The sequence below is a fragment of the Pseudoalteromonas sp. TB51 genome (assembly GCF_000498055.1).
Classification (GTDB): domain Bacteria; phylum Pseudomonadota; class Gammaproteobacteria; order Enterobacterales; family Alteromonadaceae; genus Pseudoalteromonas; species Pseudoalteromonas atlantica.
This window is the reverse complement of record NZ_AUTO01000012.1, coordinates 1-2726: the sequence shown is the minus strand read 5'-3', so window position 1 is coordinate 2726 and position 2726 is coordinate 1. Positions and strand designations below refer to the sequence as shown.

Here is a 2726-nt window from a genome sequence, read left to right as displayed (position 1 = left end):
TACAGCAGCTAGTAAGTTAACTATTATTAAGCGTGGTGTTTTTGCCGCTAAACCATCCACATGTAGCACATAACACACCTGCACCTGCACATAACCAAAGCGGCGCACTCCAGCTGCCGGTACTTGTATGTAGCGCCCCAGCTACCATAGGGCCAATAGCCGCTAACAAATAGCCAATACTTTGTGACATACCCGAAAGCGAAGCCGCTTGCGTGGAGTTATCGGTACGTAAGCTAATAAACGACAGCCCTAAAATAAAACACGCCCCCGAGCTAAAGCCAAGTAGTAGCGTCCACACTAATGCAAAGCTTGGCATATAAAGTAGCCCTAGCGCACAGCACGCACTCAGTGATGCAAGTATAAAGCTAAGCGCACTTTGATCTTTTAATTTTCCTAGCAAAGGTATAAGCACAAGCCCAGGTATGGCGGTCGCAATTTGAAAAGCACCATGATACGCGCCTGCTTGTGTTGCGCTTTGGCCCGCTTCGGTGAGTATGCTAGGCAGCCAAGTAATAATGATGTAATTTAAAAATGAATTTAGCCCCAGTAACAAGGTAATTTGCCAAGCAAGTAGGTAGCGCCACACGCTTTTATTAAGTGTTGAGGCCTGTGCTGTTTGTGCCGGTTTTGTGTGTTTATTTAATTGCGCCATCCACACAATTAAAGTGGTAATTGTAATGAGTGCACTTGCCCCTAATGCAAACTGCCAACCTAACTCTTCATATTGGCTAAGTGGATAAACTAATGCTGAAAAGCCACCCGAGGCAATGCCCATAGTGAGTACATAAGCAGAGGTCATTACCGCCACTTTTGCCGCAAAGTCGCGTTTTATTATACTTGGTAACAATACGTTAGCTATGGCAATACCTGCGCCTATTATGGCTGTGCCTACAAATAGCATAATGGATGAATTAACCACCCGTGCGGCAATACCCAGTAATATTAAAAATACAGCAAAAAACAATGTGCGCTCAAGCCCTTGGCGTTTAGCCAGGCTTGCAGCCATAGGCGATATAATGGCAAAGGCAATTAGCGGTAAGGTGGTAATAAAGCCTGCTTGCGAAGCGGTTAAATTAAAATGCGCAATTATTTGTTCAAGCACAGGGGCAACCCCTGTAAAAGGCGCACGTAAATTGGCAGCAATAAGTAAAATACCTATTACAAGCAATACGCTTGAAAAGCGCGACATACCAGCATTACTGTGAGGTGTGTGAGTCATTATTACAAAATAAGTTAGCTAATTATTGGCGCTAGTATAAACAAATCAGCAGTATTATAATTTAGCTATACTGACATTAAATAACTAAAAACTGACAAAATATGTTTGAGCCTAAAGGGTGGGGATACCTACAAAACTACGAGCACATGGTACAGCCTATAATTGCCAAAGTAGATACCGCACAAGGCAGCAAAGAATACCCGTTACACACTCACCCTAAGGGGCAGCTAATTTTAGCGCTTGATGGTTATGTTACCTGCGAAGCGGCTAACAAAATGTGGATGGTGCCAACGCACAGCGCTATTTGGGTACCTGCAAACACCTTACACAGCAATCGCGCATCTGATAACGCCAAATTATGTTTTGTATTTATTGATGCCAATAAGCACGGCATGCCACAGCATACCTGTACATTAGCAATAACGGGGCTGGTAAAAAGTTTAATGCTAAAACTAGCAAGCGAACACCAAGCCTATAATGAAGACACTAAAACAGCACGTTTAGCTCAGGTACTGTTTGATTTATTAATTGAAATGCCCGCCCAGCCGCTCGACTTTGTGTTATCTAAGCATGCGGTTATTCAAGCAATGGGGCAGCAGTTACTCGCACAGCCAAATAATCGTAAAACCCTTGCACAATGGGCACACGACTTTGCTTTAACCGAGCGGACGTTGGCACGGCTTATAAAAAAGCAAACCGGTATGACCTTTGGTAAGTGGAGAATGCAATTACATATAATTACAGCGCTGCAGGCACTATCAGATGGGCAAAGTGTACAGCAAGTGTCGGCGTTATTGGGGTACGAATCGGTGAGTGCGTTTATAACTATGTTTAAAAAGGTAATGGGAAAGTCGCCCACTAAATATATGGGCGACTTAAATTAACCTTTATACATGGTTTTACCACGTGTACGTAGCTGAAAGCATGGCGTTACGCGGTTTACCCGGGAAGTACCTATCGCCAGTAAAGCTGGTGTAATCAGCACGCTCTGCATAAGCTTCGTCGGTAAGGTTAATTATACGTGCAAGCACTTCTAAATTATTGGTAACTTGCCACTTTGCACGCAAGCTTAAAATATCATGCCCCTCGTAGCTATGTAGGTTTTCTGGGTCGGTATAGTAACTACTTACGCTATGCCATTGCAGTGCAAGCGCTAGGTTATTAAAGGCTTGCCAGGTTAAATCAAGGTTAGCCACATTGCGAGGCGCGGTGTCTACGTTGTTACCGTTTATATTTAGCCCATTAATTAACTGATTATTGGTATACGTGTGCTTTGCATGTGTACCTGCAAATTGTAAGTTAAGCGTTTTGCTTAACGCATAATCTACTTCAAGCTCAATACCTCTGTGACGTGAACTGCCATCATTAACGTTAAAGAAGTCGCTATCGCGATAAATAGTATTGTGTTTGCTCATAGCATACACAGCCAATGCGTAACTTATATTGCTGTAATATCCTTTTAAACCAAGCTCGGCATTATTGGCTATTTCGGGGTTTAAATCGGCGG

At 43.2% G+C, this 2726-nt stretch carries 3 protein-coding genes; 1 reads left to right on the top strand and 2 read right to left on the bottom strand.

Features of this window, described 5'->3' with window-relative positions; translation table 11 throughout:
- Positions 1–16 precede the first annotated feature (16 nt).
- Complete coding sequence (locus L650_RS0100365) at positions 17–1219, bottom strand: MFS transporter (protein WP_223230507.1); 1203 nt, start codon at positions 1217–1219, stop codon at positions 17–19.
- A 101-nt stretch (positions 1220–1320) separates the two neighbouring features.
- Between L650_RS0100365 and L650_RS0100360 the strand changes: the two genes are divergently transcribed.
- Positions 1321–2103, top strand: a complete 783-nt coding sequence (locus tag L650_RS0100360; RefSeq protein ID WP_029771712.1) for an AraC family transcriptional regulator — start codon at positions 1321–1323, stop codon at positions 2101–2103.
- Between the two features lie 15 nt (positions 2104–2118).
- Here L650_RS0100360 and L650_RS0100355 read toward each other — a convergent pair.
- A partial coding sequence (locus L650_RS0100355) for a TonB-dependent receptor domain-containing protein (protein ID WP_029771709.1) occupies positions 2119–2726 on the bottom strand: 608 nt, incomplete at its 5' end.